The sequence below is a fragment of the Olleya namhaensis genome (assembly GCF_900114005.1).
Taxonomy (GTDB): domain Bacteria; phylum Bacteroidota; class Bacteroidia; order Flavobacteriales; family Flavobacteriaceae; genus Olleya; species Olleya namhaensis.
The window spans coordinates 77,437-99,453 of sequence record NZ_FORM01000010.1 but is presented as its reverse complement, the minus strand read 5'-3'; the positions used below and the strand labels follow the sequence as shown (position 1 = coordinate 99,453).

Here is a 22,017-nt window from a genome sequence, read left to right as displayed (position 1 = left end):
GGTACTGAAACGACTTATGACGAAACAACGACTATCATCGCTTTAAATGCTGATGATACCAATATTGATTATACTGACGAAAATGGGTTAGTAACGCAATTAGACCTAACTGATTTAGTAGATAACTTAGAAACGGTTACTTCTTTAACGTTCAATACAACAACTAATCAATTAGAATATATTGACGAAGATGGTACAAGAAACCCTGTTGATTTAAGCTCATTAGTGCACACAGGAACACAAGGATCTATATTCTTTGCTGGTGCTGATGGAAATCCAACTGAGGATAACAACCAATTATTCTGGGATGAAACTAATAACAGAATGGGTATTGGTACTAATACACCAGATAATAAATTACAAGTTTCAGGAGCTATACGCTCTGCTGGTTTCCTTAACTCAGATGGAAATGCTGGAGAACCTTCATACAGATTTACTGACGACACAAACACAGGTATGTATAGCCCAGCAGCAGATGAAATTGGATTTACTGTTGGTGGTGTAGAAGCTCTAAATATTGACGAAACAAGTGGTGCTACTACAGTAACAATAAATGAAACTTTAGACTTAGACGGGCCTGTGCTAGACGAAAACGATTTACCAGGAACACCTGGACAAGTACTTACAGCAACAGCTACAGGAACAGTTTGGGCAAGTGGTGACGATGCTGATTCAGACCCAACAAACGAACATAATACTGCTTTTAGTGCTGACGGAACAAATCTTACTATAACAGATGGTGGAAGTGCACTAAGCGTGCCTCTTACAGACATAGACTCTGAAGTAACACAAGTAGTTACAGCTGGTAACACTATTGCTACTCATCAAAGTGCATCTGGAACATCGACCGATATTTTAGAAACAGTTACAACATTTGTTGAAAACACGGATGGTACTGTTACTTACACTAATGAAAACAATGTTGCAACGACTGTTGGAAGTGTAGGTCCTCAAGGTGCTACTGGACCTCCTGGTCCTGCAGGTGTTGATGGAGTCTCTCCAACAATTACTCTAGTAAAAGAAACAATTGGTATTGTTTTCGCTGCTGCACATACACAAGCTAATGGTACAAATTCGTTTAATATTAATTGCTCCGTAACACGAACTGGGGTTGGAAGATATACAGTCGCTTTTGCAACAGCACATCCAAATGGCGTAAACTATGATATCGCTTTTGGAGTACAAGAAGATGCTGTTAATCGTGATTCAAGACTAGCTTCTGTTGTGACGGGTACACAAACAGCTAATGGTTTTCAAGTGATGGTAGCAACTGGTGATAACGGTGTTACAGCCGATGTATTAGTTGATGAAGTTTGGTATTTTAATACCTCAGCGACAAAAGAAGTAATAACAGATGTAACGGTTTCTAAACCGGGTCCAAGTGCACCTGGCGGAAGCGGAACTAATACTGCAACTCCAACAGGAGCGATAACTGGAAATCTAGTATCTGATAATTTTCAAGACGGTAATGGTAACGCTCCTTTTGACCTTCAAATTAGAAACAATTCAGGTACTACCTTTGCAAATGGATATCAAATATTATTAGATAACGTACCTTATTCAAGCATACCAAATTTAAACTTAGGTGATCACACTTTAGTAATAAATGACAATGGAGACGGTACATACGACTACTTATTTTCTTATACTAATTCTGTTGCAGCTTGGGCGAGTGTCCCTAAAATCACTGGAGATTTACCTGTACCTGCAGGAACAGGAAGCTCTTGTGGATGTGTAACATTTTACAGTAACTAAAAAACAGTAAAGATGAAATCATTTAAAATAATTTTGACTGTCACTTGTAGTTTCTTTATTCAAACAGCACTTGCACAGACACCGACCGGAGCAGAAATGCTAGGTTTAAATAATGTACCTACTGCGGAGTTAGCAAATGTAACCGCTCCAATAATTGGAAGTTTATTATTCAACCCTACAGATCAAAATGTATATATGTATACCACTGCAGGATGGACGACTATTAATAATGCTAATGATTTAGATGGAGATACTACTAATGAATTAAATACAACTGTCGTTCTTAATGGAACAAATCTAGAAACTACAGATGCTGGTGGAACTATTACAACAAACTTAGCATCATTGACCTCTACCGTAACACCAGTAGTTACAACAGGAAACACCATTGCAACACATACTAGCGGTACGACAACTACAAACATAACCGAAAGTAATACGTCACTTGTTCAAAATGCGACTAGTGCAACCGGTGAAATAACATATACCAATGAATCTGGAATTGCTAATACAGCACAAGTTATTGCAGCAGAAACTGACAACCAAATAGAAGTTGGTGCAAATGGAGGAGCCTATTTAGGACCTACAGTTTACACAGGAACTTTTATTATTTCAGGGGAAGGAACAACTACAGTAACAGGTATTCCTTTTCAACCGTCACAAGTTACATTTGTAGCTAATGCTAATGTAGAAAGTTTGGATATTGATAGTGACAACGCAGTAGGAGACAATGCTAGAGGAATCTCAAATTCGTTTGGAACAATGAATGGTTTTGCCAGAAATACCAATGGCACTTTAGTACAACAATCAATGTATTCTGGTGGACACGGAAATTCAATTAATGATAATTCTAGATATGCCAGCAGTTCCAATTGTATAGGTGTTAGATACGGAGATCAAAACGGTAGTAGTTTAGGTAAAATTGAAGGTGCTTTTAATGCTTTTACTCCGGATGGATTTACAATTGCAGTAAACTACACTAATGGAGTAATAACAGTTAATAGTACAACAGCCACGGTTAATGTCCAACCTGGAGATGTAAATAACGAAAGCTTATTAGTCATGTATACTGCCTACAAATAAAAGTAACCTAAAATATAACACAAATTTTATTTTATTAATTTATCCGTATTTTAAAAAACATCTTAATTGTAAGAACAACTTAACCCGTTACATGTGGTTGCCCCACACCACATGTAACACCTACAACCTATAAAACTAATGATAATTAAAAGCGACATACTAACTAAAATCAAATCATACAAATTTATTTTAATTCTTGTAAGTGTTTGCTTCGCTCAATCTGCATTTGCACAAACCCCTACAGGCGCAGAAATGCTAGGTTTAAATACTGTACCTACGACTGAGTTAGGTAATGTAACCGATCCTATAATTGGAAGTTTACTATTTAATCCAACAGATCAAAATGTATACATGTATACTACTACTGGATGGAGAACAGTAAATAATGCCAGTGATTTAGATGGTGATTCAACTAACGAATTAAATACAACAGTAATACTTAATGGTTTAAACTTAGAAACTTCGGATGCTGGTGGAACAATATCAACTGACCTATCTACTTTAACCTCTTCGATAACTCAAACGGTTACAGGCGGAAATATTATTGCCATGCATACTTCTGGAAATGGAGACACAATAGCAATTAACGAAACCAACACAACTTTACAATTAGTAGATGGCGATTTAGAGTACACTAAGGAAGATGGCACTAAAGATGTTATACCATTAAGCGCTTCATGTGCAATAAAAGGGACAAGAGCTCAAATTATAGCAATGAGTGGGTCTTATGACGAAGGCTGTCACTACATTGTTACAGATGCACCAGAAAGTGGAACATTATTGGCTAGTGTAATTTCTTTACACGCGGTTTCGCCAACCTCTTTAAGCATGGATGTTTCTGTATTAACAGATCATGACACGCATAGTTGGGGCGCCATTTATGATATCGGTACAAATCAATTTAAAAAAGTCTATGATAATCTTTTTAACGAAGTTACTGGTGTTGCAACTATAAAAACATTTCCTTTTGGTAACACAGCAGTGCAAAGAAATACAGTTAAAAATTCAGTATTCGATTATACAGCAGGGAGTTTTAATGATAATGAAATCAGTGATTCTAGTATAACTATACTTAGTGGAACAAATAACAATAACGTTTTCAAAAATGTTATATACAACCAACAAGGTTCTGGAACTATTAATTTCTCTACGCTATCCAATAATTGTAATATTAGAAACGGAGATGTAAACATAGTTAGCACAACTTTTACCAACGCTACAGTATTATACATGACTGGTAGCGCAGGTAGTATTGCACAATGTAATTTTAATAGGTTTTATGCTACAGCAGCACAAAACATAGTATCCTTAAAATTATTAGACACCAACTTTAGTAGCTACAGTTCGTTTTCATCAACGGGAGCTGCTTTATTAAGTATTACTAGAAATGACTTTGAAAGCTACGGAAGAACATCTCAAGCTTCAGGAACATCTTTAACCATGAATTACGGACAAGTAAGAGGAAATTCTTATGTAGACCTTAACACAGGAACTTTATCCTCTAATGAGTTATTTATTAATAACCAATCGTATATCAGATATGACCGCTCAGGAGCTTCATTAGTTGACAATATGGTTATTGAAAATGGATCTTATTTTAGAATGGAAGGATCATCTACAAAAAGTGCAACAAATAATAAAATCTCAACGGGATCCAATATTAGAGTTGGAGATGTATCATTATTAGGAAACACAATCAGCGCCTATTCTAACATTGCTGCATACGATTCATCTGGAGTAATTAATTATGTTGATCTATCAGGATCAACAATGACTGCTAATGGCGTTGCAGATTTATCAATACAAAGAGCAACAGGATTTAGTTATGGACGCTTTTTATTTGCTAACGCAGCATCAGTAAAAGCCATAGGTATTACTGCCAACAATTATGGTTATTTTCAAGTGTACGCTGGTAAAAAAGGAGCTTTTAATTATTCTTCCGTTTCAAACGCAGCATTTAACCGTGTTAGAAATGGCGAATTAACGGTACAATATACAGACACTAAAAACAGTGCTTATATAGATCAGAATAGTAGTGGTATAAACACTGTAAATTATTCAGATTTAGCAGCATCAGGGTCTAGAATATATTTTGAAAACTCTGCAACAGATAATTTAATAAGTCAAGTAACCGTTAGAGGAAGTAGTTATGTTAGATTAAGAGGAACAACCAACGGTGTACAACACTCTAATAACACCTTTACTTCTGCAGTTGCTATTGATCATAACAATAGTACAAATGGCCACATGAGAAATTCTAATTTTACATCAAGTGCTCGGTTATACGATTATGATAATTCTAGTGCACATTACTTCTATTATTGTAATGCTAATTCTAATGGAGAGATTAGCCAAAGAAATAATACAGGAGAAACAAGATTTTATTCATTAGACGCTTCAAGCCAATCTATAATTAGATATACCAATTCTAGTGGTAACTATTATTATTCTGCTATGAGTGCATACTACTATCAATTAACTAGTGGTGCTAGTGGTACAAAATCAGGACTATTTGGTATAGGTAGACATAGCAATACAATAGCTAACCCTATAAAAACAAACATAAATATTATTAATAGTTATATCGATAATTTTTAAGATGAAATACATATATACCATACTACTTTTAGCTATTACAGTAACGGTAAGTGCACAAGAAGATTTAGAAAAGGCTTTTGAAATTGAAAGAGACTCAATACAAAAACTAATAGAGTTGGCTGCAGATGATGAAACTGAACTAAACAGATTAATAGACGTAATGTCTAAAAAAGAAGAAGCTTTTCAAAAAGGTTTTACTAAACAAACTAATGAGAAAATCGCTTCAGAAAATTCTAAAATTAAATCTGAGTTAGATAGAATTGAACTACAAACCATTAAAAAATTAGATTCAATAGTTAAAGCAAATGACAAAGAATTAGCTGCTAACTTTTCTATTATAGAAGAAGCTCCAAAACCAAAAAGCAAATTATTATTAAAATTTATAGATTACAATAACCAAGGAAATCCAAACAGTTGGATAATAGAGAGAATCGAGAAAAAAGATTTGGAAGCAATTGCTAAAGAGCTTAATATACCTATTGAAAATGGTGACAGTGATCAATCTGCATTAGTAGATAAAATTAAAAAAACATTACAGTCATGAAAAAAACATATATATTAATTTTCACGTTCTTTTCACTAATTATGAATGCACAAGATGCTTTTCATAATTTTGGTAATGTCCAAATACATGATCAAGGTGCTATGGGATTTCATCTTGATTTACAAAACGATGGTATGTTTAATCAAAACTTAGGTTTAGCCGGGTTTTATAACGACATAGGTTCAATAACTATTTTTGGAACAGAAATACCTAGATTTTTTGACATGGAAGTGGCAGTAGATAACCACCTGTTTTTAGAGATTAATACTGAAGTAACTAACGGTGTCGATTATTTGATCGGAGATGTTGTTACTCCTAGACTAACACCTTCAATCTCTTTAGACTATCTTGACAGTGCTATCTACACTCTTGAAGACGACCTTAGAAACGTAGACGGTTATGCATCCGCAACCAGCGACCAATCATTTGTTTTCCCTATAGGTCAAGACGATAAATTTAGACCGCTAATCACACCAGCTCAACCTAGTGTTGTAAGATTTAGTGCTGCCTATTTTAATGAAGACCCTAACTTCCCTTCTACTTTTACAAATACATTTGACACTTCTATTTCTGAAGGTATAATTAATCAAGTAAACACGGAAGAATTTTGGGATTTTGACGGAGTGGACCAAACTTTTGTAACTTTAACTTGGGACCCAGATAGTCAGATTGATAATTTAGTTGATGATTTAATGAATTTAAGAGTTGTTGGTTGGAGTAAAACCGAAAACAAATGGTTAGATCTTGGAAACTCGTCAATAACAGGAGACTTAAGTACAGGTACAATCAGCTCCATTGAATTTATTCCTGCAGATTACGAAATAATAACTTTTGGAGCTTTAATAGGAAGCAGTGGCTTAACTATTTATAATGGAATTAGCCCAAATAATGATGGACTAAATGATGTTTTTGTTATTGAAGGTGTAGAGCTATTTAATAATACTTTAGAAATTTATAACCGTTGGGGAAGAATTGTATACGATGCCGAAAATTATGATAACACATTTGACGGTGTATCAAACAAAACAGTTGTTGGTACCCAAGGCGAAAAACTTCCTGTAGGAACTTATTTTTACGTATTAAAGTTGACAGAAGAAGACAAAGCATATTCTGGTTGGATATACATTACGTATTAAATCTTATAAGGTTTTATAAAAATGATACCCATAAATTTCAAATCCTTCGTTGTAATAAAACTTATGCGAAGGATAATTTTGAACATAGGTATTTAATTCTGAGGTATTACAGCCCTTACTTTCTGCGTAAGCATACAGCCATTTAAAAAACTGTTTTCCCAAACCTTTTCCTTGGTACTCTGCTTCAATGTAAACATGGTCAATTTCCATACTTTTACCAGCATAATGTCTCGTCTGAAACCACATACCAGAAACACCAATTAACACATCGCCATCGTAAACACCTGCGCACTCATAATTTTGAGTAACCATTTCGGCAAAACGCTCTTTTAAAATAGCGTCAGAGTTTTTATTATTAGTTAATTTCTGAATCAAAGGAATGATACAATTAATATTATCCTTTTCAATTAATTTAAAGCTGAAAGCCATTGCAATTATTTTGTTCAAAATTAGTTAATTTTGAAACATCATTTTTATAATAAATATAGTTTTAACACTATGCATAATAATTTAAACCACATGCAAAATAAAGATATTGTCATCAAACCAATACTAGGCATTGACACTATTCCTGTTAGACATGCTGTTTTACGTCAAGGCAAACCTATTGATGCTTGTGTGCTTCCTCAAGATGATTTAGATACCACCTTTCATTTTGGATTATATTACAAAAATCAATTAGTAGGTGTTTGTACTTTAGTTGCTGACCAATCGCCTTTATTTAGTGATGCCAATCAATACAGACTCCGTGCTATGGGTATTTTAGAACAACACCAAGGGTTACACTTTGGAAAACAACTTTTAACGCATGGTATCGACTTTCTAAAAACAAAAAATATAGATCGCCTATGGTTTAATGCAAGGTTAGTTGCTCTAAACTTTTACAAAAACAACGGTTTTGAAACTATTGGCAACCAATTTGACATCCCCGATGTTGGCCCACACTATACGATGCATAAATCATTAAAATGAAAAAAAATAACATCATAAAATATGTCTTTACCACCTGCTTTGTAATTGCTACACTAGCACAATACGCATTTAACCTACCCCCTATTTCGGATCAAGAATTAATAGGTCAAGGTAGCCCGCAACTATTTGGTAAAGGTTACAAATTAAGAGCAGAAGCACATACTGCTTTTATAAATATGCAAACAGCTGCTTTAAAAGACGGTATAAGTATTGGCGCGGTATCAAGCTATAGAAGCTTTGCACATCAACAACGCATATGGGAACGTAAGTTTAAGAGCAATAAAGCAAAAGGACTATCCGATCTTGCTAATATTAAAAAAATAATAGAATACTCTACAATCCCAGGGACTTCGCGTCACCATTGGGGGACAGATATTGACATCTATCAAACAAACGTAAAGCAACCAAAAAACGTCTTGTTACCTAAAAATTTCCACGCTAATGGCCCATATTGTAAGCTTAAAGAATGGATGGATACAAACGCAGCAACATATGGTTTTTATCTAGTATACACGGATAATGCTAACCGTAAAGGTTTTAAATATGAACCTTGGCACTTTAGCTATAAAGCACTTTCGTCAGATTATTTAAACACTTACAGAACATTAAACATTTCTGAAATATTAAAAAAAGAAGCCTTGTCTGGAAGTGCTTCTTTTTCAGAATCATTTATAAATCAGTACATCAACCAAAATATTTTAGATATTAACCCAGAACTTTTGTAAATTGGAATATTAACAACTTTAATTAAAATGAGAGGAAATTTAAAAGGACGATTATTAATAGGTTTATGTATAGCTGCTTTTTTTGGCTTTAAATACTGCAGTCAGCAAGAAATAAACCCATATACAGGAAAAAAACAAGCAATTTCAATGACTACTGATCAAGAAATCCAAATGGGTTTACAAAGTCGTGATCAAATGGCAGCACAACATGGCGGTTTATATCCAAACGAGAATTACCAAGCACTAGTAGACAACGTAGGTAACAAACTTGTAAATAATAGTATTGCTAAAGAGACGCCATATAGATATGAGTTTCATTTATTAGCAGACCCAAATGCCATAAATGCTTTTGCATTGCCAGGAGGTCAAATTTTTATAACATACGCCTTATACTCTCAGTTAGAAAACGAGGATCAATTAGCAGGTGTTTTAGGACACGAAATAGGACATGTATTAGGAAAGCATAGTGCTGAGCGTATAGCCAACTCTGAGCTATGGCAAGGACTATCTACAGCGGGATCTGTAGGTGCAGATGCTGGTGGTTTTATACAACAGTACGGGATGACAAAATTATTGACTAATGGTCGTGATGACGAGTTAGAAAGTGATGATTTAGGAGTCAGATTTATGCTTCGTGCTGGATACAATCCTGAAGAAATGATTAAAGTTATGGAAATCTTAAAACGCGCTGCTGGACCAAACAGACAACCAGAAATGCAGAGTACGCATCCAGACCCAGATAACCGTATTGAAGAAATTAGAAAGTCAATTAAAAAGTACAGTATTAACTAAATCGTTATCGTAAATAAGCCTTAAAGTCCTGCAATCGCAGGACTTTTGTTTTTATATTTGTATAACAAAATCTTATAAAATGAACAAAAAAGTAATCTTAATGATTTTAGATGGTTGGGGAAAATCTCCTGACCCAAAAGTCTCTGCCATAGATAATGCTAACACACCTTTTATAGATAGCTTATACCACAATTATCCAAACGCACAGCTTCGCACAGATGGCTTACACGTTGGCTTACCAGAAGGGCAAATGGGTAATAGTGAAGTAGGACACATGAATCTTGGTGCGGGACGCATTGTCTATCAAGATTTGGCTAAAATCAACCTAGCTATTGATAACAATACACTGGCAAAAGAACAAGTATTACAAGATGCTTTTAGTTATGCTAAAGCGAATAATAAAAATATTCATTTTTTAGGATTATTAAGTGATGGTGGCGTTCATTCTCACATTAATCACCTGAAAGGATTAATTGATGCTACTGAAGCTTCTGGTTTAGAAAACGCTTATATCCATGCCTTTACAGATGGACGTGATGTCGATCCAAAATCGGGAAAAGGTTTTGTTCAAGATTTAGAAACTTTCACTAAAAATAAAAACACAAAATTAGCTAGTTTAACCGGACGTTACTATGCAATGGACCGTGATAATCGTTGGGAACGTATTAAATTAGCATACGATGCTTTAGTTAATGGTACAGGCGAATTATCTAATGATTTACCACAAAGTGTGCAAAACCATTATGATGCTGATATTACTGACGAATTTATAAAGCCAATCATAAAATCAAATGCTGAAGGGCTTCCGTTAACAACCATTAAAGAAGACGACGTTGTTATCTTTTTTAACTTCAGAACAGATCGTGGGCGCGAATTAACCGATGCTTTATATCAAAATGATCATCACGAACAAAACATGCATAAATTAAATTTGTATTATGTGACCATGACTAATTATGGTGATGCTTTTACAGGAATTCATGTCGTATTTGATAAAGATAATATTACAGAAACCTTAGGTGAGGTTTTAGAAAAAAACAATAAAACACAAATACGAATTGCCGAAACTGAAAAATATCCTCACGTGACTTTTTTCTTTTCTGGTGGACAAGAAACTCCTTTTAAAGGAGAAAGTCGCATCTTAAAAAATTCGCCTAAAGTTGCAACTTATGACTTAAAACCGGAAATGTCTGCGTTTGAATTAACGGATGCTTTAGTCCCAGAATTAGAAAAAGAAACTACGGATTTTGTTTGTTTAAATTTTGCGAACGGTGATATGGTAGGCCATACAGGATCAATGTCTGCAGCAATACAAGCTTGCGAAGTTGTTGATAAATGTGTAGAACAAGTCGTGACTACTGCTTTAGCACATGGTTATACAACACTATTAATTGCTGACCATGGTAATTGCGAAACAATGATTAACCCTGATGGATCTCCAAATACAGCACATACAACTAATCCAGTTCCACTTATTTTAATTGATAAAGAATTAAAAACAATTAAAGATGGTGTTTTAGGTGATATGGCTCCAACAATATTAAATTTAATGGGAGTAGAACAACCTAAAGCAATGACTTGTCATAGCTTAGTGTAACACTAATTAAATATTAAAAACGTTCTATTGTAATCAAATAGGACGTTTTTTTTGTTTCATAAATAAGATATTAAAACAAGTATAAAACTTTCAACTAGCTTAATGCCTCTTGCTTTTTATTTCTTTTAAAGTGAAATAAAATTCATTCACCCATTAAAATAAAACAAGAACAAATAACAACCCTATTTATAACACAACAATGTTTTACACACCCGTCATTTCCAATGCTTTTTGAGGCACGAAAAAAGTGTATCGAGAACTCCCTCCGTAATCACTACAATTTCTATTATATTTAATGTACACCTATAAAATAGCCCTTTAGTTTATCATTAATTATTGTATTTTTGATTTCAATTTTTATATAAAATGAAGCTTTCTAAAGGACTTATAATTGCAGTAGATTTTGACGGTACCATCGTAGAAGACGGGTATCCAGGCATTGGACAAGAACGTCTTTTTGCTTTCGAAACCTTAAAACGCCTGCAAGCTGACGGTCATCGCTTAATTTTATGGACCTATAGACATGGAAAAAAATTAGACGACGCTGTAACTTACTGTCAAGATAATGGAATTACCTTCTATGCTGTAAACCAAAGTTTTCCTGAAGAAGACTTTAAAAACGATGTTAGCAGAAAAATCCACGCAGACCTATTTATAGACGACCGTAATATTGGTGGTATTTTAGGTTGGGGAGCTATCTATCAGATGTTAACTAATGACACTCCCCAACTACCAAAACCAAAGAAAAAAAGCTGGTTTAAGTTTTAATTACTAATATTTTATCAAATCAAAGTACTGCCTATCCACTAGTTCTCTATGATCTGGATGCGCAATATTAACTAATGCTTTTACACGCTCTTTAATTGTTTTACCAAACAAGTTAGCCACACCATATTCTGTTACCACATAATGCACGTGTGATCGTGTTGTAACCACGCCAGCTCCGGGTTTTAATGTTGGCACAATTCTGCTAATTCCTTTTCTAGTTACAGATGGTAATGCAATAATTGCTTTACCGCCTTCGCTTAAAGAAGCCCCTCTAATAAAATCCATTTGTCCTCCTACTCCAGAGTACATATGCGCACCAATACTATCGGCACAAACTTGACCTGTAACATCAACTTCTATGGCACTATTAATAGCAACCATTTTAGGATTCTGTTTAATAATAGACACATCGTTTGTATAATTTGATGCTCTCATTTCAACAAAAGGATTATCATCTACATAATCATATAAACGTTGCGACCCCACTAAAAAAGTAGATAACGCGCGCCCTCTATTAATTGCTTTATAGTTTCCGTTTATTACATTTTTTAAAATCAAATCAATAACGCCATCAGAAAACATTTCGGTATGTAACCCTAAATCTTTATGATTTACTAATCTAGTTAGCACAGCATTTGGTATAGATCCAATCCCCATTTGTAGTGTACTTCTATCTTCAATTAAATTAGCAACATAATCACCAATAGTATTTTCAATAGCTGTAGGGGCTACCATATCATGACCCGGTAAAGGCTGATGACTTTCTACAAACGTATTAATCTCGGACACATGGATAATACCCGCACCATGTGTTCTTGGCATAAAACTATTAACCTGAGCAATTACAGTTGTTGCATTGTCAATTGCTGCTAAAGTAGCTTCTACAGACACACCTAATGAGCAATACCCATGTTTATCGGGTACGGACACATGTATAAAAGCAACATCAATGTCAATAATATTACGTTTAAATAACACTGGTAATTCACTTAAAAAAACAGGCGTATAAGAGCCATTCCCTGCTCTTAAAGTATGTCTTACATTTTTACCTATAAAAAAGGAATTAACATGAAAACTATCCTTTAATTCTGGATTAGCATAAGGTGCTTCTCCTTCTGTATGTAAATGACAAACTTCAACATGACGTAACTCTTCATGTCTTTTAGTCATCGCTTGAATTAAAGATTGAGGCGCTGCTGCTGCTGCCTGAATATAAACACGATCATTAGATTTTATAACTTTTACAGCTTCATCTGCAGTAACTGGTGAAAACATAATTTTAATTTTTAGAGAACAAAAATAATACTAAGAAATACTTTAAAACCTGCTAAATGTCATGTCTTCAAAATTTAGAAAACAGTTTATTTTAAGTATATTTGCACATATTTTTTTAACCATGATTATAGTAAAAACAAAAGAAGAAATAGAATTAATGCGCGAAGCAGCATTAGTTGTTTCTAAAACATTAGGTGAAGTTGCAAAAGCTGTAAAACCAGGTGTTACCACTTTACAATTAGATAAAATTGCCGAAGAACATATTAGAGATTTAGGTGCTGTACCAGGATTTTTAGGATTGTATGACTTTCCTAACACCTTATGTATGAGCCCAAATTCTCAAGTTGTGCATGGAATACCAAATAATACTCCTTTAGAAAACGGAGACATTATATCAATTGACTGTGGTTCTATTTTAAATGGTTATTATGGTGATCATGCTTACACTTTTGCTGTAGGTGAGATTGATCCAGAAACAGAAAAATTACTTCAAGTGACTAAAGAATCTTTATACATGGGTATTAAAGAACTTAAAGTTGGTAATCGCGTTGGAGATGTTGGTTATGCGATACAAAAATATTGCGAAGATCATGGCTATGGCGTTGTACGCGAATTAGTAGGTCATGGTTTAGGTACTAAAATGCACGAAGATCCAGAAATGCCAAACTATGGTAAACGTGGTCGTGGTAAAAAGTTTATCGAAGGTATGGTTGTGGCTATTGAGCCTATGATTAACCTTGGAACGCAACGCATCAAACAACACAGAGATGGCTGGACAATTACGACTTTAGATGGTAAACCAAGTGCACATTTTGAGCATGATGTTGCTATTGTAGATGGTAAACCTGAGTTATTATCAACCTTTGCATATATCTATGATGCATTAGGTATTGTTAGCAATGAAGAAGATGAGTTTAGACAGAAGGCATTAGTATTATAAATTATAAAGATGTCCATTAGCCATTTAGAAGATCAACTTCAGCCATTAAGACAAGCATTAAATAAACACAAGCTATATTCTGTTTTAACAAACATTGAAGATGTAAAGCTATTTATGGAACAGCATGTTTTTGCTGTTTGGGATTTTATGTCGCTACTAAAAGCGCTTCAAAATAAATTAACAACGACAACATTACCATGGGTTCCTGTTGTAAATCCATCAACTGCTAGATTTATAAATGAAATAGTTTTAGGTGAAGAAAGTGATATCAATGAGTTAGGCGAAGCAAAAAGCCACTTTGAAATGTATCTAGAAGCTATGCAACAAATAGAAGCTAATACAGATCAAATACACCATTTAATATCTTATTTACAACAAGGTTTTTCAATTAACGAGGCTTTAAATAAAATCGAGTTAAACCCTGAAACTTTAGAGTTTGTACTATTTACATTCAAAATAATTGAAACAAATCAAGTGCATAAAATAGCTGCTGCATTTACTTTTGGTCGTGAAGATGTTATTCCTGATATGTTTTTTCAGATTATAAATCAATCTAAAGCAGATCAAAATACCTTTAGCAAACTAACCTATTATTTAAATCGCCATATCGAGTTAGATGGTGATGAGCATGGTCCATTATCTTTAAAAATGATAGAAGAACTTTGTGGTAATGATACTATTAAATGGAATGAGGTTTTAGAAGTCTCTAAACAAGCATTACAGTATCGCATAGCATTATGGGATGGTATTTATAAATTAATAACAGTAAACTTAGCTATTGAAGCTTAAAACTTTTGAAAAAAATATTCAAATTAATATTAAATAGCATTCCAAGACCTTTATTAATAAGGTTAAGCTACGTTGCGCGACCTATTTTAGCATTCTTTTTAAAAGGAAATACATATACCGACCCTATAGATGGTAAAAGTTTTAAGAGCTTTTTATCTTATGGTTATGGGACACAACGTGATAATGTATTATCGCCTTCTACTTTAAGTTTGGAGCGTCACAGATTATTGTGGTTGTATTTACAAAACGAAACTAGCTTTTTTACGCCATCGGAAAACAAAAAAAAGGTGCTTCATTTTGCGCCAGAACAATGTTTTTTAAAACGTTTTAGAGCTTTAGAAAATATAGACTACACAACTACAGATTTATTATCACCAATTGCAGACGTCAAAGCAGACATCTGTAATCTTCCATTTGAGGATAATAGTTATGATATTATTTTATGTAATCACGTATTAGAGCATATTCCTGATGACACTAAAGCCATGCAAGAATTATTTCGTGTCATGAAACCAGGAGGTTATGGCGTATTTCAAATTCCGCAGGATATACGTAGACAAACTACTTTTGAAGACAATACAATTACAGATAAAAAGGAACGCGCCAAAATATTTGGCCAATACGATCATGTACGTGTCTATGGATACGACTACTTTAATAAACTAAGAGACATTGGTTTTATGGTTAATGAAGTTGATTATACGGCTAAACTTTCCGCGGAAGCGATAAAAAAATACTGCTTAGCTCCAGGAGAAATTATACCTGTAGTTTACAAATAACATAAGTTAATCCCCTATTTAATGACCTCACAAATATTAATTGCAACAGGAGCCCTTTTTGGGATGTTATCTGTTATTTTTGGTGCTTTTGGAGCACATGCTTTAAAAAAGATTTTATCTACAGATCAATTACATAGCTTTGAAGTAGGTGTCAAATACCAAATGTATCACGCTATAGTTTTAATAGCTTTAGGTTATGGACAAGGACCTATGAGTACTGCTATTTACTGGTGTTTTGTTATTGGTATACTACTCTTCTCGTTTAGTATATATGGACTAGTTTTATCCGACGCTAAGGGCAAAAAATTAAAATTTCTAGGACCAATAACGCCACTTGGAGGTTTATTATTAGTAACAGGTTGGTTACTAGTATTGGTTAATGCGTTTTAAATTTAATTAGTTTTAAAACCATTAAAGACCAAGGTTTCCAGTTGATTTTTATCATTCTCGAAAATAAGATAAGCTTGTAACTCTGGATGCTTTGCCATAAAATTGTCCACTTTTTTAATTCCCATGGCTTGGAAAGCAGTTGCATAACCATCTGCCATCATACAATTATCAGCAATAACGGATACACTTAAAATATTTGTCTTAGACGGATAACCAGTTTTAGTGTTGATAATATGTGCATATTTATTACCAAATTTATCTATTTTAAATTTACGATATGTACCAGAAGTCGCCATAGCCTTATCTTCTAGCACTAGTGTTTTATTATAACTTTGAGAACCATCAAAATTAGGATTTTCAATACCTACAGTCCATCCTTTGTTTTTATTAAGGTTAATACCTTTGGCTCTTAACTCTCCCCCAATATCAACAAGATAATTATTGATTTTTTTAGACTCTAAAAAATCAGCGATAACATCTACCCCATACCCCTTAGCAATGGCATTAAAATCTATAAAAGAAGCCTCTGGCTTTTTAATAGTACTATTTACTAAACCTACCCTGTTAAGTCCAACAAAACGCATTAAACTATCCACTTTTATGCTATCTAAGGCAGTTTTACTTGTTTCAGATCCAAAATTCCATCCGTTTACTAATTGTCCTATAGTAGGATCAAAAACACCTTCTGTCTCTCTATAAATTTGCTTGGCACCTTTAAACACAGTTTTAAAATGGTTATCGACTTCAATAACCTCATTTCTATTCAATTTTGAAATATCAGAATCCGACTGATAATTAGACATTGAAGTATTAATAACCGTAAATAAACTATCAAATTGTTGTGTATAACTTACCCCATCAACATCGTAATATTGTACACTATAACTGGTACCAAAAACAGGTCCTGACACTTTTAATAACTGAGGTTGTTTTTGACAAGATAAACAAACACTAAAAATTAAAAATACAAGTATATACTTTTTCATAAGAAGGAAGATTACTACCCTATATAGGGAAAATAGTTAGTTTAATAAAGGAGATATTAATTCAAATTAGTTTCAATTAATTGAATTCCGTTATACTCAATAAGATATTCCTCATTTAAGTAAATAGGCAAATCATCGCCATTTGGATTTCCTAAACCAACGCCGGCATATAAAATTTTAGAATTATGCTCTGTTGCGTGCTTTTTAAAAGATTCCATCCAAACAATATCATAATTATTGGCATTAGCGGGTAGCAAAACAGCACGGACAATAACAAAAAAGTACTGCTTGTTTTTATCCATGACCACAAATTGTGGCTGCTTTTTTAACTGACTATTAATAGCAATAAATTCAAAACCACGTTTCTCTAGGTCTTTACCTACGTGATTCATTGCCAGATTATGTAATTCTTGTTTAGAAAGTGCTTTACTCATACTGCAAAAATAAAGTTTATTTCGCTTTCGCGGAAAAAAAGCCGGATAACAAATTACTTAAATCTTGCAAATTTAGAGTTATAGAAGGTAAAATTGGACACCGGGATTACAGCATTAAGTTTTAAATCATACCAAGGCGATAAGGCATTATCCTCCAAATTTTTAACTAAATGAACACTTTGAGCTGGTGTATTACCTTGAATTAGTAAAAATAAGTTTTCGCCCTTATTATTAGTTACTTGATCCGCCAACATAACAATATGACCAGGACTACCACCTAAAATAAGCATATCACCTATTTGTAGCGCTTCAACATTAGTTATAGTCTTCAATTCTTGATACAAAGACAATGTACCAGAATAGGTATAAAGTAGGTTTAAATATTTGTAGAAATTAGATTTACTATAATCTGATGTAGCAGTTTTATGAAACGTCACTTTATTACCATTTATTTTTGGTCTAAAACCCTTGGCGTATTTACTCCAAGAACAATAGTGTCCTGACGTGAAATTAAAGCCTATTTCGTCCTTCCTATTATTGTCCCAAAGGTATTCGCTTCTTATTCTAATTAAAGCATCTGCGCACTGCTGTAAACCATTTTTAGGTACAGGCACTTCTAGTATACCAATATGTCCTTTCTGCCAATAATACTCAGAGGTATCATAATTTATAATCTTACTACCAAACGGTTTTAATTTATAATGCCTTATATAATCCTGAAAACTTCCTTTAGCATAGGTTGCGCGTCTAAATCCTTTTGGAGCATTAACACGCGACGCGATGGTTAAACTATCTTTATTAACCGCCGAAATACTTTTAGAAATGGTACTAACCAATTGATTAATTGGTTGCGGACTAAGTTTATAAACCAATAAGATTAATGTTGTAATAATTAAAACAATAAGGGCAACTTTTCTCATATCTAACTACAACGAAAAAGCCTAATACTTTCGTATTAGGCTTTTACATATTAAGATATATTTATAATAACTTTAAGAAATCAATTTCTATCCTCCAAAGTCATCAAATCTGATGTTTTCATCATCAATACCAAAATCTTCTCCCATTTTTTGAACCGCTTGGTTCATTAATGGCGGTCCACAGAAGTATAATTCGATATCTTCAGGAGCTTCATGTTTAGATAAATACTGATCAATAACTACTTGGTGAATAAATCCTGTAAATCCATCTCCAGACTCGTCATGGATATCCGATTTCAATGTCCAATTATCAGCTTCTGTTGGATCTGATAATGCAATAAAGAATTTGAAGTTCGGGAAATCTTTTTCTAATGCTCTAAAGTAATGGATGTAGAATAATTCTGCTTTAGAACGTCCACCGTACCAATATGTTACTTTTCTTCCTGTTTTAATAGTTCTAAATAATTCATATAAATGAGAACGCATTGGTGCCATACCAGCTCCACCACCTACATAAAGCATTTCTGCTTCAGAGTCATTTATAAAGAATTCACCGTAAGGTCCAGAAATTGTTACTTTGTCTCCAACTTTTTGATTAAAGATATAAGACGATGCTACTCCTGGATTTACATCCATCCATCCACCTTTAGCACGATCAAAAGGAGGTGTTGCAACACGTACATTAAGCATAATTCTTCTACCTTCGGCAGGATAAGAAGCCATAGAGTAAGCTCTTTCAACTAACTCGGCATTCTTCATTACTAAAGGTCTTAACCCAAACTTATCCCAATCTGCTTCAAACTTATCAGGCTCTCCTGGGTGATCTTCAGGATGCGCACTAATATCCATTTCTGAATATTTAATTTCGCAATTAGGAATTTCAATTTGAATATACCCTCCAGCTTTATAGTTCATATCCTCAGGGATCTCCACTACAAACTCTTTAATAAAGGTTGCTACGTTGTAATTAGACACTACTGTTGCTTCCCATTTTTTAATTCCGAAAACTTCTTCCGGAATAGTAATCTCCATATCTTGTTTCACCTTTACTTGACAAGACAGACGCGCACCGTGTGCTAATTCTTTTCTTGAAAAGTGAGGTGTTTCTGTTGGTAAAGCTTCACCTCCACCAGATAAAACGTGACACTCGCATTGAATACAAGTTCCACCTCCACCACAAGCAGATGGTAAAAAGATTTTATTACTACCTAAGGTAGATAATAATGATCCTCCTGAAGATACTTCAATTTCTCTCTCACCATTAATCAAGATTTTTACTGGTCCTGATGGTGATAATTTTTGTTTTACAAAAAGTAGTAAACTTACTAATACTAGCGTAATAAGTAAAAACGCTACTACAGTTACTATTACTGTTCCTCCTGTTCCTGCTGCTAAAATCATATTACTCTACTATTTTAGTATTGTTAGCTAATTCTTTTTTATCCACAGACAACGTTTTTACTTCAGTTGTCGTTTCTTTTTTAGGTGCTTCTTCGTCTCCTCCAGTTAACATCCCTCCAAAACTTAAAAATCCAATTCCCATTAACCCTGTAATGATAAATGTGATTCCTAATCCTCTTAAAGGTGCTGGTACATTACTGTATCTAATTTTTTCTCTAATTGCTGCAATAGCAAGAATTGCTAAAAACCAACCAATACCTGAAGAGACACCATAATTAAATGCTAAACCTAATGTTTCAATTTCTCTAGATTGCATAAATAATGACCCTCCTAAAATGGCACAGTTTACTGCAATAAGTGGTAAGAAAATACCTAAAGAGTTATATAGTGATGGTGAAAACTTCTCTACCACTATCTCTACTAATTGCACCATTGTTGCAATGGTAGCAATAAACATGATAAATGATAAGAAACTTAAATCATAATCTACATATTCTGCTCCTAACCAAGATAATGCTCCTGGTTGTAAAATGTATTGATCCAATAACCAGTTTAATGGTACTGTAATAGCTAATACAAATATTACTGCTGCTCCTAAACCAACAGCTGTTGCTACTTTTTTAGATACTGCAAGGTAAGAGCACATTCCTAAGAATACTGCAAATACCATGTTGTCTATAAAAATCGACTTGAAAAATAATTCTAAATGTTCCATAATATTTTTAGTCTTCGATTAATGCTTTGTTTCTACTACGTTGTACCCAAATGATAAGTCCAACAATTATTAATGCCATTGGAGGCATTAACATAAATCCGTTGTTTTCGTATCCTAAAGAATACACTCCTGTTTTCTCGATTGGATCTCCTAAAACTGGAATTCCAAAAAGTGTACCAGAACCTAAAAGTTCTCTAAAAAATCCAACGATTAAAAGGATAAGTGCATACCCTAAAGCATTACCTATTCCATCAAGGAATGATCTCCATGGTTTGTTTGCTAAAGCAAAAGCTTCAAAACGTCCCATAATAATACAGTTAGTAATAATTAATCCAACAAATACGGACAATGTTTTACTTAACTCATAAGCAAAAGCTTTTAGTACTTGATCTACTATAATTACTAAAGCAGCAACTACAATAAGTTGAACAATAATTCTAATTTTAGAAGGTATGATGTTTCTCATTAAAGAGATTACCACGTTACCAATTCCTAATACAAACATTACAGCAATACCCATTACCAACGACGCTTTTAACTCTGCGGTAATAGCTAAAGCAGAACAAATACCTAATACCTGAATAGTAATCGGGTTATTATCTGCTAAAGGATCTGTTATTAACTTTGCGTCTTTTTTTGAAAGTAGTCCCATAATTAATTGCTAGCTAGTTTTTTTAAGTTCTCGAAATACGGTTGGTATAACTTTAAATCTTTTTTAATCATTGCAGATACACCATCACCTGTAATAGTTGCTCCTGCTAATGCATCAACTTCGTAATCGTCTTTAATTAAATTTTTAGGATCATTATTACCTTTAGCAACAGTAATACCTTTAAAGGCTCCTGCATCTGTTAGTAGTTTTTCACCATAAAAATCATCCATAAAGTAACGTTGTTTAATGTTAGCTCCTAAACCTGGTGTTTCACCTGCGTGATCAAAGAACGTTCCTTGAACAACCATGTTTTCGTCTAAAGCAACATAACCCCAAATAGCATCCCAAAGTCCTTTACCTCTTATTGGCGCGATATAAAATGTTTTACCATCTTTTACACCAACAAATAAAGGCAAACGTCTTGTTCCTCCATTTTTAGCTTTTGCTTGTTCTTTTTTAACATCAATTAAGTATGCTTCTTTATCTTCTTTAACTACACCGTCTTCAATTACTAATTGTTTAGTGATGTATTTTGAGAAATCTCCAGCAACTTTATCAGTAGATACAAAAGTGATATCTCCATCACCTTCATTACCATTAACTCCCATTGCATACAGAATGTTCTGTTGCCTTTCCATTCTTCTGTTTTCAGCAATATTTGGTTTTAATGTTGCTGCTGTAAAAGCCAATAAAGACCCTACAACTAGTACCATTACAATTGCAAATATTACGGTATATGAATTCTTATCTGTGTTCATTGCCATGA

At 33.7% G+C, this 22,017-nt stretch carries 23 protein-coding genes; 14 read left to right on the top strand and 9 right to left on the bottom strand.

Going from position 1 to position 22,017, the window contains the following annotated elements; genetic code table 11:
* From BMZ09_RS16220 to BMZ09_RS14605, 5 genes are all read left to right on the top strand, one after another.
* A partial coding sequence (locus tag BMZ09_RS16220; protein WP_090841973.1) for a hypothetical protein occupies nucleotides 1-1,755 on the top strand: 1,755 nt, incomplete at its 5' end.
* 12 nt (nucleotides 1,756-1,767) lie between these two features.
* Nucleotides 1,768-2,838: a hypothetical protein gene (locus BMZ09_RS14620; RefSeq protein WP_090841971.1), complete on the top strand. Its 1,071-nt coding sequence runs from the start codon at nucleotides 1,768-1,770 to the stop codon at nucleotides 2,836-2,838.
* 138 nt (nucleotides 2,839-2,976) lie between these two features.
* Nucleotides 2,977-5,436, top strand: a complete 2,460-nt coding sequence (locus tag BMZ09_RS14615; RefSeq protein WP_090841969.1) for a hypothetical protein — start codon at nucleotides 2,977-2,979, stop codon at nucleotides 5,434-5,436.
* A gap of 1 nt (nucleotide 5,437) precedes the next feature.
* Entirely contained in the window at nucleotides 5,438-5,980 is a 543-nt protein-coding gene (locus BMZ09_RS14610) for a hypothetical protein (protein WP_090841967.1), read from the top strand.
* A complete protein-coding gene (locus BMZ09_RS14605; RefSeq protein WP_090841965.1) occupies nucleotides 5,977-7,116 on the top strand; it encodes a T9SS type B sorting domain-containing protein in 1,140 nt (379 codons plus the stop codon). Before BMZ09_RS14610 ends, BMZ09_RS14605 begins: the two co-directional genes overlap by 4 nt.
* A gap of 3 nt (nucleotides 7,117-7,119) precedes the next feature.
* Here BMZ09_RS14605 and BMZ09_RS14600 read toward each other — a convergent pair whose 3' ends face one another.
* Nucleotides 7,120-7,563, bottom strand: a complete 444-nt coding sequence (locus BMZ09_RS14600; protein WP_317042613.1) for a GNAT family N-acetyltransferase — start codon at nucleotides 7,561-7,563, stop codon at nucleotides 7,120-7,122.
* 72 nt (nucleotides 7,564-7,635) lie between these two features.
* Here BMZ09_RS14600 and BMZ09_RS14595 point away from each other — a divergent pair, with 72 nt between their 5' ends.
* The 5 genes from BMZ09_RS14595 to BMZ09_RS14575 all read left to right on the top strand — a co-directional run bounded on the left by BMZ09_RS14595 (nucleotide 7,636) and on the right by BMZ09_RS14575 (nucleotide 11,970).
* Complete coding sequence (locus tag BMZ09_RS14595; protein ID WP_177183548.1) at nucleotides 7,636-8,088, top strand: GNAT family N-acetyltransferase; 453 nt, start codon at nucleotides 7,636-7,638, stop codon at nucleotides 8,086-8,088.
* Nucleotides 8,085-8,813: a M15 family metallopeptidase gene (locus tag BMZ09_RS14590; RefSeq protein WP_090841957.1), complete on the top strand. Its 729-nt coding sequence runs from the start codon at nucleotides 8,085-8,087 to the stop codon at nucleotides 8,811-8,813. Before BMZ09_RS14595 ends, BMZ09_RS14590 begins: the two co-directional genes overlap by 4 nt.
* Nucleotides 8,814-8,840: 27 nt before the next feature.
* The gene (locus BMZ09_RS14585) at nucleotides 8,841-9,605 is read left to right on the top strand and encodes a M48 family metalloprotease (protein ID WP_090841955.1); all 765 of its coding nucleotides are present in this window, start codon (nucleotides 8,841-8,843) and stop codon (nucleotides 9,603-9,605) included.
* A 79-nt stretch (nucleotides 9,606-9,684) separates the two neighbouring features.
* A complete protein-coding gene (gene gpmI / locus BMZ09_RS14580; protein ID WP_090841953.1) occupies nucleotides 9,685-11,202 on the top strand; it encodes a 2,3-bisphosphoglycerate-independent phosphoglycerate mutase in 1,518 nt (505 codons plus the stop codon).
* Nucleotides 11,203-11,568: 366 nt separating this feature from the next.
* Nucleotides 11,569-11,970 carry a BT0820 family HAD-type phosphatase gene (locus BMZ09_RS14575; RefSeq protein ID WP_090841951.1) on the top strand — a complete coding sequence of 134 codons (402 nt, stop codon included), beginning with the start codon at nucleotides 11,569-11,571 and terminating at the stop codon, nucleotides 11,968-11,970.
* A 3-nt stretch (nucleotides 11,971-11,973) separates the two neighbouring features.
* Here BMZ09_RS14575 and BMZ09_RS14570 read toward each other — a convergent pair whose 3' ends face one another.
* A complete protein-coding gene (locus BMZ09_RS14570) occupies nucleotides 11,974-13,245 on the bottom strand; it encodes an acetyl-CoA hydrolase/transferase family protein (RefSeq protein ID WP_090841949.1) in 1,272 nt (423 codons plus the stop codon).
* 121 nt (nucleotides 13,246-13,366) lie between these two features.
* On the opposite strand from BMZ09_RS14570, the gene map reads away from it, so the two are divergent.
* From map to BMZ09_RS14550, 4 genes are read left to right on the top strand one after another with little or no spacing between them, the layout of a single operon-like run.
* Nucleotides 13,367-14,185 carry a type I methionyl aminopeptidase gene (map, locus tag BMZ09_RS14565; protein ID WP_090841978.1) on the top strand — a complete coding sequence of 273 codons (819 nt, stop codon included), beginning with the start codon at nucleotides 13,367-13,369 and terminating at the stop codon, nucleotides 14,183-14,185.
* 9 nt (nucleotides 14,186-14,194) lie between these two features.
* A complete protein-coding gene (locus BMZ09_RS14560) occupies nucleotides 14,195-14,974 on the top strand; it encodes a DUF3050 domain-containing protein (protein ID WP_090841947.1) in 780 nt (259 codons plus the stop codon).
* A gap of 5 nt (nucleotides 14,975-14,979) precedes the next feature.
* The gene (locus BMZ09_RS14555; RefSeq protein WP_090841945.1) at nucleotides 14,980-15,753 is read left to right on the top strand and encodes a class I SAM-dependent methyltransferase; all 774 of its coding nucleotides are present in this window, start codon (nucleotides 14,980-14,982) and stop codon (nucleotides 15,751-15,753) included.
* 21 nt (nucleotides 15,754-15,774) lie between these two features.
* Complete coding sequence (locus BMZ09_RS14550; RefSeq protein WP_090841943.1) at nucleotides 15,775-16,143, top strand: DUF423 domain-containing protein; 369 nt, start codon at nucleotides 15,775-15,777, stop codon at nucleotides 16,141-16,143.
* A 2-nt stretch (nucleotides 16,144-16,145) separates the two neighbouring features.
* Here the strand turns inward: BMZ09_RS14550 and BMZ09_RS14545 are convergent, their stop codons facing one another.
* The 7 genes from BMZ09_RS14545 to BMZ09_RS14515 all read right to left on the bottom strand — a co-directional run bounded on the left by BMZ09_RS14545 (nucleotide 16,146) and on the right by BMZ09_RS14515 (nucleotide 22,015).
* Nucleotides 16,146-17,129, bottom strand: a complete 984-nt coding sequence (locus BMZ09_RS14545) for an FAD:protein FMN transferase (protein ID WP_090841941.1) — start codon at nucleotides 17,127-17,129, stop codon at nucleotides 16,146-16,148.
* Between the two features lie 56 nt (nucleotides 17,130-17,185).
* A complete protein-coding gene (locus BMZ09_RS14540; protein WP_090841938.1) occupies nucleotides 17,186-17,563 on the bottom strand; it encodes a Na(+)-translocating NADH-quinone reductase subunit F in 378 nt (125 codons plus the stop codon).
* Nucleotides 17,564-17,616: 53 nt separating this feature from the next.
* Nucleotides 17,617-18,483, bottom strand: a complete 867-nt coding sequence (locus tag BMZ09_RS14535; RefSeq protein WP_090841936.1) for a DUF4846 domain-containing protein — start codon at nucleotides 18,481-18,483, stop codon at nucleotides 17,617-17,619.
* A gap of 87 nt (nucleotides 18,484-18,570) precedes the next feature.
* Nucleotides 18,571-19,884 carry an NADH:ubiquinone reductase (Na(+)-transporting) subunit F gene (nqrF, locus tag BMZ09_RS14530; RefSeq protein ID WP_090841934.1) on the bottom strand — a complete coding sequence of 438 codons (1,314 nt, stop codon included), beginning with the start codon at nucleotides 19,882-19,884 and terminating at the stop codon, nucleotides 18,571-18,573.
* 1 nt (nucleotide 19,885) lies between these two features.
* On the bottom strand, nucleotides 19,886-20,599 hold the full coding sequence (gene nqrE, locus BMZ09_RS14525) for an NADH:ubiquinone reductase (Na(+)-transporting) subunit E (protein WP_177183547.1): 714 nt from the start codon (nucleotides 20,597-20,599) through the stop codon (nucleotides 19,886-19,888).
* Between the two features lie 7 nt (nucleotides 20,600-20,606).
* On the bottom strand, nucleotides 20,607-21,251 hold the full coding sequence (locus BMZ09_RS14520; protein WP_090841930.1) for an NADH:ubiquinone reductase (Na(+)-transporting) subunit D: 645 nt from the start codon (nucleotides 21,249-21,251) through the stop codon (nucleotides 20,607-20,609).
* Between the two features lie 2 nt (nucleotides 21,252-21,253).
* Nucleotides 21,254-22,015, bottom strand: coding sequence for a Na(+)-translocating NADH-quinone reductase subunit C (locus tag BMZ09_RS14515; RefSeq protein ID WP_090841928.1), 762 nt, complete (start codon nucleotides 22,013-22,015; stop codon nucleotides 21,254-21,256).
* Nucleotides 22,016-22,017: the final 2 nt, after the last annotated feature.